This window comes from Burkholderiales bacterium, assembly GCA_036262035.1.
GTDB lineage: Bacteria > Pseudomonadota > Gammaproteobacteria > Burkholderiales > SG8-41 > JAQGMV01.
Genome location: DATAJS010000010.1, coordinates 781,364 through 793,872, shown reverse-complemented (window position 1 = coordinate 793,872; position 12,509 = coordinate 781,364). Strand labels below are relative to the sequence as shown.

Sequence of the window (12,509 nt, the reverse complement as noted above, 5' to 3'; positions counted from 1 at the left end):
ATCGTAGGATACGCCCCTACGTTTTATGACGCCAGCCTAGCGCTGAGCGCCGCTGCGAATCGCGGCGATCGCGTGGTGGAGCGGGAAGCTGATGCGGCGCGCCCAGCTATCGAGCAGACAGGCTTTGCGCCAGAGCTGCAGCGGCCGTGACGGCGCCGCGCCCACATAGCGGAGCTCCGCGTCGGTGGGAAGCACCCACCGGTCCACGAACCGCCGGCTGCCCGGCCCCAGCACCCGCGCCATCGCCGTCTCGACTTCGGGGGTTCGAAATCCGGCGAACACCCGGCACGCGAGGCTGAGAGCGCCGTAGAGCGCGCGAGCCGACTTCCACTCCCGGGCGCGCTCGGCCGCCTCGAGAACGACGCCTTCGTGCTGCCCGACCAGCAGCCATAGATCGACGTAGCGGAAGAGCCGTGCCTGGAATTGATCGATCGCCATGGACAGCGCGTGGTAAGCCAGCGCATCGACGTCCGAAAGGCGGGAAAGCACGCGGCCCTGCACCTGTACCGTCTGGCGGCGCCCCCATACTGCCGCATAGTCGATGCGATGGCGCGACTCCTGGATGAAGGCCTGATGAACGTCCACGGTCACCGCGCCCGCGGAAAACGCTCGTTCGTGATGGTCGGGGCTGAGCTCGGCGCCGTGCTGGTTATCGAGCCGGGCGAACCGGCCGTCCTCGAGCAGACGGCCTACCGTCTGGAACCGCGAACGAGGCACCAGGATGTCGATGTCCCTGAGCGGACGCAGGTGCGGCTCGGGATAGAGCCGATGCATGAAATCGACGCCCTTGAGCACGACGAACGGCTCGTCCGCGAGCAGGTCGCACAATCGCTCGAGAGTGTCGTGGAACGCGCGCACGCGTGCGGCGGCGATGCGCTCGCGTATGACCTGGGCATCGCGCGCGGCTTCGAGCACGGGCGTCAGCTCGCTTTCGCGGAAGAGCAGCGACAGGACGCCGTGCCAGGCGCACTGCTCCACGAACGCCGCGGCCTCCGCCGGCGTCTCGGGCGGCCACGGGCGATCCGTGACGAGCCGACAGACCGTCGGCCAGAAATCGGGCGGAAGGAGCGGCCTCATGGTGGGACATAATGTAGTCCGCAATCCTTGCGACATCGAGCCTCATGAGGCGGGATCCGTGACCGAGCAAGTGGCCAGGAGCGCCACGGCGATCGCCGTGCAGATTCGCAAGATGCTGGCGCACGCCGGCGAAGGCCGCCGGGCGCGCCTCGCCACGCTGCTGCTGCTCTCGCTGCTGGCGGCGGTCGCCGAGGGCGCAGGATTGTTCCTGCTGGTTCCGCTGCTGCGTGCGGTCGGCCTTACGGGCGGTGAAGACGGCGCATGGCTCGCGGCTCTGCTGGGCCCTTACGCGACACTCGAGACCGCCCTGGCGATGTTCATCGCGCTGATCCTCCTCGGGGGCGCGGTGATCAGGGTCAACGAGATCATGGCTGTCCGGCTGCGCATGGAATACTGCGACACGCTGCGGCGGCAATTGCACGACGCCGTCCTGCGCATGCGCTGGCCGGCTTTCCAGGAGCTTCGATCGTCCGACGTCATGCACGTCGTCATGGACGAAGTCACGCGGGCGGGGATCGCGCTCGACCTGTTCATCCAGATGATCACCGCGGCGCTCACGGCGTCGGTGCTGTTTGCCGTGGCGGTGTCGCTCTCGCCGCCTCTCGCGGTGGTCGCAGCGGCCGTCGCGACGATTTTCGCGGTGGCGTCGCGGTCGCTCGATCGCAGAAACCTCGAGCTCGGCGAGGCGTTCGGACGCTCGGTCAAGGCGCTGCAAGCGCGGCTCTTCGACGATCTGGCCGCGCTGCGCGTGATCAAGAGCTTCGGCGCCGAACGCAGGCGCACGCGCGAGTTCGCCGAGAAGCTGAGCGCTTTCGCCGATGCGCAGATGGGACTCACGCGCTCGGTCGCGACGGGCCGCGCGCTGGTGCGTGCAGGGGGCGCGATCGCGGCCGCAGTCGGTCTGGCGGTCGCGGTACGCACCTTCGACATGAGTGTCGCCGCGGCGATCGTGTTCGTGCTCGCGCTCGGGCGGCTCGCGATGGCGGGCCTGCGCCTGCAAGACCGGTGGTGGAGGTTTCTCAACATCCTGCCGGCCTACCGCGCCGTGGAGACCCTGCTCATGCGCGCCGGCGCAGTGCCCGAGCCGGCGCCGGACGCACAGCCGGCGCCTGCGTTACGCCGCGAGATCCGGCTCGAGCGGGTGAGCGTACGTCATGGCGGCGTGCAGGCTCCGGCGCTGCGCGACGTCAGCGCGGTCATTCCGGCCGGACGCACCACGGCGATCGTCGGCCCTTCCGGTGCAGGCAAGTCGACCCTGTCGGACGTCCTGCTCGGCCTGCTGACGCCGGAATCCGGCACTGTCACTATCGACGGCGTTCCCCTGGAAGCAGCCCGCATCCCGGCATGGCGCAACACCGTCGGCTACGTTCCGCAGGACGCCGGCCTGCTGAACGACAGCGTGCGCGCCAACCTGCTCCTCGCGCGACCGGAGGCCGACGACGCCGCGCTGTGGAACGTGCTCGAGCGCGCGGCGGTCGCGGAGGTCGTGCGCGCGCTTCCGCACGGGCTCGAGACGTCGATCGGCGAGCGGGGCGCCAAGCTCTCGGGCGGCGAGCGTCAGCGCATAGCGATCGCGCGCGCCCTGTTGCGCGACGCGCCGCTGCTGCTGCTCGACGAAGCGACCAGCGCGCTGGACGCGGAGAACGAGCGCAAGGTGCTCGAGCCGCTGCGCTGCAACTCCGAGCACCTGACCGTGATCGTGATCGCCCATCGCGCGGCGACCGTCGAAGCCGCGGATCACCTGCTCCTGCTCGATCGCGGTCGCCTCGTCGGCAGCGGATCGTGGGAAGAAGTGCGCGGTCTCGCCACGCCCGCGCTGGCGGAGCTGCAACTGGCGTGAGGCAAAGCGACCGAAGCTCGTCTCAGCGAATAGACCCGAGGTAGCGCAGTATCGCCGCGGCAATCTCCGCGGCTTTCGCCTCGTAGGCGCGGCCGTTGCCGTCGTGCTCGATCGTGACGAGCTCGGCGTTGGGAATGCGCTCGAGGATCCGCGGCCCCTGGGGCGCGAGATGTTTTTCCGCCGGAATCCGCAGCTCGATGACCAGCGTCTTCTTCACCTTGATGTCACGCATGCGGCCGCCGAGGTCGTAGGCGAAGATCGCCCGGTATTTCTCGGGCATGCCGCGCAGTTGCAGGACGTCGATGACCTGCTCTTTCCGGCTCTGAAGGATTTCGGGCGTGTAGCCCGCCTGGGCGTTCGCGTCGGTGCCCCACCACAGGCTGCTGATGTAGTTGAACTGCGTCGCCCATTCCCTGATCCGGTCGCTGCCGTCGGCGGCGGGCTCGAACCGCTTCAGCATCGGACGATCCCTCGCCCCCATCACCGAAAGCTGGTCGTGGTGCTCGGCCTGGATGCTGTGGGTCTGACCGCACAGGATCAAACCGCCGAGGCGCGACGGCCATTCGGCGCCGAGCTCGGTGCCGACCTTGTTGCCGGTGTGCAGGCCGAACAGGTGCGCCTTCTCGATCCCCAGCGCATCCATGAAATGCACGTAGCTGCGCGCGAGGTCGGGGATCTGCGCGCCCGGCGGCAGCGGATCGGACTCGCCCTCGCCCAGGCTGTCGATCGCGATCACGCGATAGTGCGCGCTCAGGAAGGACATGAGCTTGAGCAGGCTGCGCGACGAGCCCGTCGCGTGCAGCAGCAGGAGCGGCTCGCCCGCGCCCTCTTCGTAGTAGTGGAGCTGGCCTTCGGGTGTGTCTGCGTATCCGCGTCTCATGGGACGAGTCCCGCCCGCACGACCCTGCCTTGCAGCGATTGCTGGATGCCCGCGTTCACGTCTTCGAGCCTGAATTTGTGCGACACGAGCCGATCGAACGGATATTTCTCACGCGTCCTCACGAGAAACTCGAGCACCTTGGGCATGACCCACGGCTTGTAATTCGCCGAGCCGACGATGCTGAGCCCCTTGTGCACGACCGGCTCCATGTCGATCTGCGAGAACAATCCGCCGGTGACGAGGCCCATCGACAGGTAAGTCCCCGCGGGCGCCAGCATGTGCAGACCTTCCATGACGGACTCGGGGCGGCCGGTGACTTCGACCGCGAGGTCGGCGCCTTTACCGCCGGTGAGCTCGCGCACGCGCTGGGCGCGTGCATCCGCCGTGGGATAGTCGTTCATGTCGATCGTGTGATCGGCGCCGAACGCTTTGCTCAGTTTCAAGCGGTCCGTCACCTTGTCGACGACGATCACGCGCGCCGCGCCCATCTCGCGCGCGATGGCGGTCGTGCTGATGCCCAGACCGCCGGCGCCCTGCACGACCACGGTGCCTTCGAGCGGGATGCGCACCTGGTGCATGCCGTAGGTGACCGTGGACAGCGCACAGTTCACCGGCGCGACGCTCTCGTCCGGCAGCTCGTCGGGCACCTTGAACACCCACTGGTCGCCTTTCAGGTAATAGTACTCGGCGTAGGCGCCGCGAAAGTGCGGGAACTCCTCGCTCGTCTTCCTGAAGCGATGCTTGTGCGGGCACGACGCGGTGCCGGTGACGCACGCCTCGCATTTGCCGCACGGGTTGAAATAGCCGTAGATGACGCGGTCGCCTTCTTTCAGCGGCCGCCCGAGGTAGTCGGTGCTGACGTTGCGTCCCATCTTGTAGATGCGGCCGGTCATTTCGTGGCCCATGATGAGCGGCCGCTCCTTGCTCGGCTTCAGGCGCCCGACGTATTCGCCTTTGTACGAGTGCAGGTCGGAGCCGCAGATGCACGCCATGGTGATCCTGACGAGCATCGCATCGTCCTCGACCTCGGGAAGCGCGTACTCGCGCGGCTCGAGCGGCGTGTCGATCGCGGTCCACACCATTGCCCTACCGGTTTCTCTCGGCATGTCGCTTCCTTTCGTACGAGGGTTACAACCCCAGCAGCGTCTCGAGGTTCTTCGACAGGATCTTTTCTTTCTCCTCCTGCGAGACCGATTTCATGGCCTGCACCCAGCCGGCGGGACCCGGCTCGAAGTGCACGAAAGGCCAGTCGCTGCCGAGCACGACGCGGTCGGCGCCGACGCGGTCGAGCAGGAAACGCAGCGCTTCTTCGTTGCCGGTAACGGTGTCGTAATAGAGCTGGCGCTGGTATTCGCTCGGCTTCTTCGGCGTCGAGCGCTGGTCGGGCGGCGTCCTCTCCCACTCGCGGTCCATGCGGCCCATCGCGTAGCACAGCGGGCCGCCGCCGTGGGCGATGCAGACCTTGAGATCGGGACAGTCCTGCAGCACGCCGCCGCAGATCAGCACCGCGGCGACGATCGCGTCGTCGAGGATGACGCCGAGGCTGTTGAAGAGGCGATAGCGCGGCACGCGGTCGCGCAGGAAGTTGTTCTGAGGCTGCGGATGATAGAAGAGCACCGCGCCCATCTGCTCGGCGGCCTTGAAGAACGGACGGTACTTCGCCTCGTCCCACTGCTCGCCGTTGACGTTGGTGTCGAGCTCGGCGCCTTTGAGGCCGAGCCTGGTCACCGCGCGCTCGAGCTCGTCGATCGCGGAGGTGACGTCCTGCATCGGCAGCGTGGCGAGCCCGGAAAAGCGTTTCGGAAACTCGCGCACCGTACCCGCGATCTCGTCGTTCACCTCGCGCGCGAGCGCGCGTCCCTGGTCGGCGGGCAGGTCGTAGCCTGCGAACGGCACGTGGATCGAGAGCACCTGCACGTCGGTGCCCTGCGCGTCCATGTCCTTGATGCGCTCCTCGGGCGTGTAGCGCATCTTGGGCGTCGGCAGCGTGGTCTTCTTGCCGCGCGCCTCGACGAAGCCCATGCCGGGGCCGGGCGCGTGGCAGTAGCCGTACCAGTCTTTCTTCGCGTCCACCGCGTTCCACAACGCGCGCGGAAACATGTGGGCGTGGATGTCTATCGTTCGCATGAATGCAGCTCCTCCTTGTCGCCCGATATTACCGGAGGAGAAATCCGGGTCAGAGTCAGATTAATAATCCGAAATGTGACTCTGACCCGGATTTTGGCCCTTGTCGTCGACGAAGACGTCGAACACGACGAACAAATTCGGATCGAACGGCACGAGGCTCGCGTGGTTGGTGACGAGCAGCGACTCGTGATGGTCGTCGAACGCGATGTTGGCGGGATTGGTCCACGGCATCGGATTCGGCGATCCGCCGGGGTTGGAGGCCGGCCCCGAGTAGCGCGCTTCCTCGGTTCCGTTCGGACGCAGCACCGAGATCTGGCTCGAGCCCGCGAGCGCGACGTAGAGCTTGCCCGATTTGCCGAACGCGATGCCGTCCGGCCCCACCGGACCGAACGTGGACGGGTAGCGATGGAACTCTTCGAGGTCCGCGGCGACGGGCGCGTTCTTCACCGGCAGCCGGTAGATGACGCCGTCGAGCGTGCCGTTCTCCGCGGTGACCGACACGTAGAGATGCTTGCCCGTCTTGTCGAGGCGGATGCCGTTCACGCCGAACGGCAGGCCCGGGTCGCCCGCGAGACGCGGATCGGTGAACCACAACACCGGCGCGCCGCCGCCCTTCGGTATCCGATAGATCGCGGCCGCGAACGAATCGGTCACGTAGAGGTTGCCCGGATTGTCGAACGCGAGATCATTGAGCAGCGACGGACCGGTCGGCGTGAACGCGGAGTACACCGACTGATCGTTGTTCTTGTTGAGGCTCATGCTGATCACGCCGACGAACGGCTCGATCACGTACAGCTTGCCTCCGGGACCGAACGCGATGCACGAAGCGGCGCTGAAGCCCACGAACGGGTTCGTAAACGTGATCGCGAACGTCTCGAGCAGCACGCCGCTGTTCCGATCGTAAGCGTTGATCTCGGCCGAGCCGAGCGGCAGGCCGAACTGCGCCGGCCCCGAGACGTAGAAGCGATTGGCCTTCGCCGCGATGCCTTCCGGAAAGCCTGGCGACGGAACGATTGCGACGACCTTCGAATCGCCGAGCGCCTGGGCGGCGGCGGAAACCGGGATAAAGCTGAAAGAAAGCAATGCGGCCGCGAGGCCGAACAGCGTCTTCGCGTTCATGGCGGATCCCCCTTGGAATGGGACGTGAGGATGTTCTTCGTGTCCCGTAAAACCAGTGTGGCAGAGAACCGCCGCGGTACCCAAACGGCATAAAAAAACCGGGGCCGAAGCCCCGGCTCTTGCACCGTTTGCGTGCGCTAATTCAGATCAACATCCGCCCACGCACTTGCCCGCCGGGTCGAACTCCATCGTCTTGCCGCTCAGCGGCACGTGCACCGGCACCTTCACCAATTTGATGAACGTCTCGGTCTTGGAGCCGGGAACCGGCTTGCCGCCCTTGGTGCCGACCTCGTTCGCGTGCGAGGCGATCACCGAGTTGGGCTTGACCAGGTCGTTGATGACGTAAGCCGCTTCGCGCGGACCGGTGGTAAAACCGTCGCCGATGTTCATCACCGCGAGCCTGGCGCCGTACTGTCCGCGCACTACGCGCTCCTGGTCCGACGTGATGCCGGTGTCGCCGGACAGGTACGCGACGAGACCGTTGCTGAACGTCAGCACGTAGCCGGTCGCGTCGCCCGCGTAGCCGAAGATGCCGGCCGCGGACATGAGCTTGCCGAGCTCGCCGCCGATATACGAAGGATCGACGCCGTTGCTGTGCATCGCGGTGACCGTCGCGATGCGCACGCCGCCGACCGTCACGCTGCCGCCGAAGCGCGCGAGGATCGCATCGGCCGGATTGCCGCCCGCCGCGCGCAGCTTCGCCTGGAAGAAGGTCGGCATCTCGCTGCCGGTGACGATCTTCGACTTGTGCGCCATGGCGATGCTCACCGCGAGGGTGTTCGGCAGCGCCGAGACCGAGACATCGGGCTTGCCGCACTCTCCGGTGTTGACCGCGGGGATGTGCGCGTTGCCGACGTGATCGCCGTGCATGTGCGTGACGAGCACGACGTCGATCTTGCCGCCGAGCCTCGGATCCTGCGCGCCGGCGACGGTGCGGCCGGGGTCGTACAGCACGCGCGTGCCGTTCGGGTCCTCGAAGATCAGCGCGCGGTCCTGCGGACAGAACTCGCCATCGTGGCTGCCCAGCGGCGTGACCTTGACGTTGCCCCCCTGTGCGGCGAATGCGCCGGTCGCGGCGGCACAGGTCAATGCCGCCAGCCAGATCGTCCATCGTCTGTTCATCGATCTTCTCCTTGTTCTGCGGGAGCGCATAATTTACCCGAGGAAGTCCGCCAACGAGAGGAGCGCACATGCAGCAACTCACGAAAAACGTATTCGTCGAAACCGGCATCCGGGGCTGCAACCACGGCTTCGTCACGACGTCCGACGGCATCGTCATGATCGACAGCCCGCACAAGCCGAGCGACGCCCTCAAGCTCAAGGCGGAGATCGCGCGGCACGGCGGGAACCTGCGCTACATCATCAACACCGAGCCGCACGGCGATCACTGGACCGGCAATGCGTTCTTCGACGTGCCGGTCATCGCGCACGAAGGCGTGCGGCGCCGCATCCAGGAGACCGACATGGCCGAGCACGTCACGCGCGTCGCGACGTTCGGGCCGGACGAGCCGGCGCTGCTCCACGACTATCGTCCGAACGCCCCGGTGATCACGTTTCGCGAAGGCATGAAGCTGCACGTCGGCGACCACACCTTCGAGATGATCCACATGCCCGGACACACGATGTACCAGGCGGCGATCTGCATCAAGCAGGAAGGCGTGGCTTTCACCAGCGACAACATCTTCCACAAGTGCCACACGTGGCTGCAGGAGGCGAACCCCGACCTGTGGCTGGTCGCGCTGGAGAACCTGCGCAAGCTGCCCGAAGAAGTGTTCGTCCCCGGTCACGGCGCGGTGTGCGGCAAGGAATACCTCGACGAGCAGGCATCGTTCATCGAGGAATGGAAGGACTACGTGGGGGCGGCGATCTCGCGCGGCATGAGCAAGAACGACGCGATCGAGCGCCTCACCGACCTGACCGACCGCTACCCGATGGACGTCGGCCAGGACGGCATGGCGCCGGGGGTGATGAAGCGCAACGTCGCGAACCTGTACGACTATCTCACCGGGACGTGGGTCGCGCCTTAGGGTTTAAAGGCGTTTTGACCACAAAGGACACAAAGGACACGAAGGAAGGTCAAACGCGTTACTAGGACGCAGAGGAACATCCACAACGTCATTCCCGACCCGCGATAGCGGAGCGATCGGGAATCCATCTTGACTTCGACGTTTCGAAAATGGATTCCCGCCTGCGCGGCAATGACGACACTTCGATCAAGCCCTTCGCGTCTCCTTGATCAGCTCCGCCTTCACGCCCCGGTAGAGAATCGCCTTCTTCATCTCGGTATTGCGCAGCGCGCGCTCGAAGTCTTCGTCGCGCAGCCGCCCCACCGGCGCGGGCATGTGCTCGAAGTGCCCGTGATCGTCCCTGCCCTTCACGAGCGACACGAGCAGCTTGTCGCCGGAAGTCTGCTTCATCGACGGCGCCACGTAGCGGATCGCGATGCCCACGCGGCGCTGGTTCGTGGTGTTCGGTCCAGACGCGTGGAAGATGTGGCCGTGATGGAGCGATGTCTGCCCGGCGCGCAGGAGCACGTTCACGGCGCTCGCTTCATCCACTTCGACCGCGATCTCCTGGCCTCGCGTGAGCAGGTTGTCCCTGGCGAACGAGTCGACGTGCGGCACGTCGTTCTTCTTGTGGCTTCCGGGCACGAAGCGCATGCAGCCGTTCTCGATCGTCGCCGGTGTGAGCGTGTACCACGCGGTGACCTCGTCGGCGCCGTCGAGCCCCCAGTAGTTCAGATCCTGATGCCAGCTCACGTAGCTCTTGGAGCTCGGCTCCTTGATGAAGAAGCCCGCGCTCCACACGAGCACGTCGGGCCCGATGATCTGCGAGACGGCATCGAGCAGCCGCGGGTGGCGTACGAGCGCGGCGAACGACGGCAGCAGTTGCGCGGGGTAGCTGCGCAGCGCCGAAAGCCGCGCCTTGTCGCCGGCGACCTCGGCCTCGGCCGCTTCGAGATCGGCCAGCAGCGCGGCCGCCTCGCGCTCGCTCGTCACGTCGTACGGGAAGTAGTAACCGTCGCGCTCGTAGGCGGCGACGATCGGCGATGCCACGTCGTTCATCGATGCTCTCCTCGGTTCGCTCAGTTCGCTTTGGCGCCGGAATCCTTGACCGCCTGACGCCACTTCCGGATCTCGCGCAGCACGAACTCGCGCGCGTCCTTGCCGGTCCGGAATTCGGGATCGAAGCCATTGTCGACCAGGCGGGTCTTCACTTCGGGCGTCTCCATGACCGTGGTGAGCGCCGCCGCGAGCTTCTGCGCCACGGGCGCGGGAACACCGGCCGGCGCGGCCAGGAAGCGGAACGCCTCCGGATTCACGCTCGGGAAACCCGCCGACGCGAAGGTCGGCGTATTCGGCAACAGCACCGACGGCTTGTTCGTCACCGCGAGCGCGTACATCGTGCCCGCCTGGATCTGCGCGATCACCGAGCCTGCCACCGCGAACGTGAGATCGGCGTGGCCGCCGAGCATGTCCTGGATCGCCGCGCCCGCGCCTTTGTAAGGCACGTGCATGAGGCGGATCTTCGCGGCCGAATTCAGCATCTCTATGGTGAGATGGCTCGACGATCCGACGCCGGCGGAGGCGGCCCTGATCTTGCCGGGGTTCGCCTTCGCCGCCGCGATCAGCTCCTGGAGCGTGCGCACGCCGAGCCTGGACTGCGCGACCAGCACCGTCGGCGAGGTCGCGATGATCGCGACGAAATTGAAGTCGCGCTCCGCATCGTACGGAAGCTTCTCGGCGAATCCCGGATTGATCGCGAACGCGGTATCGAACACCGCGATCGTGTAACCGTCGGGCGGCGACTTCGCGACCATCTGCGTACCGACGATGCTGCCTGCGCCGCCGCGGTTGTCGACCACGATCTGCTGCCCAAGCACTTCGGTCAGCCGCGGCGTCAGCAGCCGCGCGAGCAGATCGGTGCCGCCGCCGGCGACGAAAGGCACGATCAATCGGATCGGGCGCGAGGGATAGCCGCTCTCCGCCGCCTGCGCGACGCCGATCGAGAGCAGCAACGCGAACGTCAGCATTCGAGCCAGCATTATCCCGCCCTTTCCGTCACTGCTTTATCCGTCACCGTTTCACCCGTCACCGCCTTACCCGTCACTTTTATTGAAAACCGTAGAGCTTCGCGGCGTTGTCGCAGACCACCTTGCGCTTGACGTCCGGCGGCAAAGCCCCGAGCTCGCGCTCGATGTATTCCCTCGAATCCGGCCAAACGCCGTCGGGATGCGGGAAATCCGAGCCCCACATCACCTTGTCAGCGCCGAGCTCGTCGATGAGCTTGATGCCGATCGGATCGGTCTGGTACGTCGCCCAGCACTGGCGCTTCCAGTACTCCGATGGCGGCATCGTGAGCGTGAGGTCCTTGAACTGGTCCTCCCACTCGGCGTCCATGCGCCACACCACGTACGGGATCCACCCGATACCCGATTCGCCGAGCACGAGCTTGATGCGCGGATAGCGCTCGAGCACGCCGGCGAAGATGATCGAGGTCAGCACGTTCGCCATGTTCACCTGGAACTGGCTGATGTGGCTCGCGAACGCGGCGCGCGCCACCGGGATGTCGACTTCGGGCGCGCCGGGCAGCTCCGCTCGCGTGGGATCGGAGCCGATCATCTGGATTTTCCGGATGTGCTCGGGCACGTAGCCGCCGACGGTGTGGAAGTGCAGCGGCAGGCCGGTGTCGTTGATGACTTCCCACAGCGGGTTCCAGTACGGATCCCACAGCGGCTTGAGATCGCTCGAGTTCGCGATGTCGAGGCCGCGCAGCGCGCCGCGAGCGGCGACGCGCTTCACTTCGGCGATCGCGTCTTCGATCGGATTGTTCGGAATCGACGCGAGCCCCGCGAAACGCTCGGGATGCGCCGAGCAGAAATCGGCGAGCCACGCGTTGTAGACGCGCATGACTTCGACCGCGGCCTGCGGATCGTTGAGACGTCCCGTCGCGCCCAGCACGCCATACAGCACTTCGGCCTGCACGCCGTCGCGGTCCTGGTCCTTGATGCGCAGGTCGGGATCGGTGAGGCGCCGGATGCCGCGCTTGCCGTCTTCGTAGAGACCGGTCTCGGCCATGCGGTCGGCGCGATGGATCTTGCCCGGCGTATATTGCCGCCCCGCCGAGCCCATGCCGTTCACGTGCCCCAGGTTCGCGCCGGACTTGGTCCTCCACATCCGGCCGCTCGGCGTCTCGGCGACGAACGGCATGCGATCGCGCATCTCGCGCGATGCGTTCTCCACGAACAGCTCGGGCGGCAGCCAGCACAAGTCCACATGACAGTCCGCCGAAATCACGTCGTAGTGCATGTTGGCGTCTCCTCCTTCGCGTGGCGCGAGAACCCATTTAACCGCCAAGGACGCAAAGGACGCAAAGGAAAAGCGAAACCGATACCGAGAAGCAGCCTGCGCGTTCGCGCAATGCCGTCATTCCCGCGAAGGCGGGAATCCATGTTGTGGTCGTCAA

At 66.2% G+C, this 12,509-nt stretch carries 11 protein-coding genes; 2 read left to right on the top strand and 9 right to left on the bottom strand.

Features of this window, described 5'->3' with window-relative positions; genetic code table 11:
* Positions 1-36: 36 nt before the first annotated feature.
* Positions 37-1,077 carry a nucleotidyltransferase family protein gene (locus VHP37_11705; GenBank protein ID HEX2827004.1) on the bottom strand — a complete coding sequence of 347 codons (1,041 nt, stop codon included), beginning with the start codon at positions 1,075-1,077 and terminating at the stop codon, positions 37-39.
* A 58-nt stretch (positions 1,078-1,135) separates the two neighbouring features.
* Between VHP37_11705 and VHP37_11700 the strand changes: the two genes are divergently transcribed.
* Entirely contained in the window at positions 1,136-2,917 is a 1,782-nt protein-coding gene (locus VHP37_11700) for an ABC transporter ATP-binding protein (protein ID HEX2827003.1), read from the top strand.
* A gap of 22 nt (positions 2,918-2,939) precedes the next feature.
* Here VHP37_11700 and VHP37_11695 read toward each other — a convergent pair whose 3' ends face one another.
* The 5 genes from VHP37_11695 to VHP37_11675 form a co-directional block, all read right to left on the bottom strand.
* Positions 2,940-3,797, bottom strand: a complete 858-nt coding sequence (locus tag VHP37_11695; protein HEX2827002.1) for an alpha/beta hydrolase — start codon at positions 3,795-3,797, stop codon at positions 2,940-2,942.
* Positions 3,794-4,903: a zinc-binding dehydrogenase gene (locus VHP37_11690; protein ID HEX2827001.1), complete on the bottom strand. Its 1,110-nt coding sequence runs from the start codon at positions 4,901-4,903 to the stop codon at positions 3,794-3,796. Before VHP37_11690 ends, VHP37_11695 begins: the two co-directional genes overlap by 4 nt.
* Positions 4,904-4,925: 22 nt before the next feature.
* Entirely contained in the window at positions 4,926-5,924 is a 999-nt protein-coding gene (locus tag VHP37_11685) for an amidohydrolase family protein (GenBank protein HEX2827000.1), read from the bottom strand.
* A gap of 60 nt (positions 5,925-5,984) precedes the next feature.
* A complete protein-coding gene (locus tag VHP37_11680) occupies positions 5,985-7,043 on the bottom strand; it encodes an SMP-30/gluconolactonase/LRE family protein (GenBank protein ID HEX2826999.1) in 1,059 nt (352 codons plus the stop codon).
* Positions 7,044-7,190: 147 nt separating this feature from the next.
* Positions 7,191-8,165, bottom strand: a complete 975-nt coding sequence (locus VHP37_11675) for an MBL fold metallo-hydrolase (protein ID HEX2826998.1) — start codon at positions 8,163-8,165, stop codon at positions 7,191-7,193.
* A 68-nt stretch (positions 8,166-8,233) separates the two neighbouring features.
* On the opposite strand from VHP37_11675, the gene VHP37_11670 reads away from it, so the two are divergent.
* Positions 8,234-9,070 carry an MBL fold metallo-hydrolase gene (locus VHP37_11670; protein HEX2826997.1) on the top strand — a complete coding sequence of 279 codons (837 nt, stop codon included), beginning with the start codon at positions 8,234-8,236 and terminating at the stop codon, positions 9,068-9,070.
* 186 nt (positions 9,071-9,256) lie between these two features.
* Here the strand turns inward: VHP37_11670 and VHP37_11665 are convergent, their stop codons facing one another.
* From VHP37_11665 to VHP37_11655, 3 genes are all read right to left on the bottom strand, one after another.
* Positions 9,257-10,108, bottom strand: a complete 852-nt coding sequence (locus VHP37_11665; protein ID HEX2826996.1) for a phytanoyl-CoA dioxygenase family protein — start codon at positions 10,106-10,108, stop codon at positions 9,257-9,259.
* 20 nt (positions 10,109-10,128) lie between these two features.
* On the bottom strand, positions 10,129-11,076 hold the full coding sequence (locus VHP37_11660) for a tripartite tricarboxylate transporter substrate binding protein (GenBank protein HEX2826995.1): 948 nt from the start codon (positions 11,074-11,076) through the stop codon (positions 10,129-10,131).
* Positions 11,077-11,155: 79 nt separating this feature from the next.
* Positions 11,156-12,352, bottom strand: coding sequence for an amidohydrolase family protein (locus VHP37_11655; protein ID HEX2826994.1), 1,197 nt, complete (start codon positions 12,350-12,352; stop codon positions 11,156-11,158).
* Between the last annotated feature and the right edge of the window lie 157 nt (positions 12,353-12,509).

Coding starts and splice junctions, on each gene's coding strand:
- VHP37_11670 (HEX2826997.1), top strand. CDS start 8,234: ATGCAGCAACTCACGAAAAACGTATTCGTCGAAACCGGCATCCGGGGC.
- VHP37_11690 (HEX2827001.1), bottom strand. CDS start 4,903: ATGCCGAGAGAAACCGGTAGGGCAATGGTGTGGACCGCGATCGACACG.
- VHP37_11660 (HEX2826995.1), bottom strand. CDS start 11,076: ATGCTGACGTTCGCGTTGCTGCTCTCGATCGGCGTCGCGCAGGCGGCG.
- VHP37_11685 (HEX2827000.1), bottom strand. CDS start 5,924: ATGCGAACGATAGACATCCACGCCCACATGTTTCCGCGCGCGTTGTGG.
- VHP37_11675 (HEX2826998.1), bottom strand. CDS start 8,165: ATGAACAGACGATGGACGATCTGGCTGGCGGCATTGACCTGTGCCGCC.
- VHP37_11705 (HEX2827004.1), bottom strand. CDS start 1,077: ATGAGGCCGCTCCTTCCGCCCGATTTCTGGCCGACGGTCTGTCGGCTC.
- VHP37_11680 (HEX2826999.1), bottom strand. CDS start 7,043: ATGAACGCGAAGACGCTGTTCGGCCTCGCGGCCGCATTGCTTTCTTTC.
- VHP37_11655 (HEX2826994.1), bottom strand. CDS start 12,352: ATGCACTACGACGTGATTTCGGCGGACTGTCATGTGGACTTGTGCTGG.
- VHP37_11665 (HEX2826996.1), bottom strand. CDS start 10,108: ATGAACGACGTGGCATCGCCGATCGTCGCCGCCTACGAGCGCGACGGT.
- VHP37_11695 (HEX2827002.1), bottom strand. CDS start 3,797: ATGAGACGCGGATACGCAGACACACCCGAAGGCCAGCTCCACTACTAC.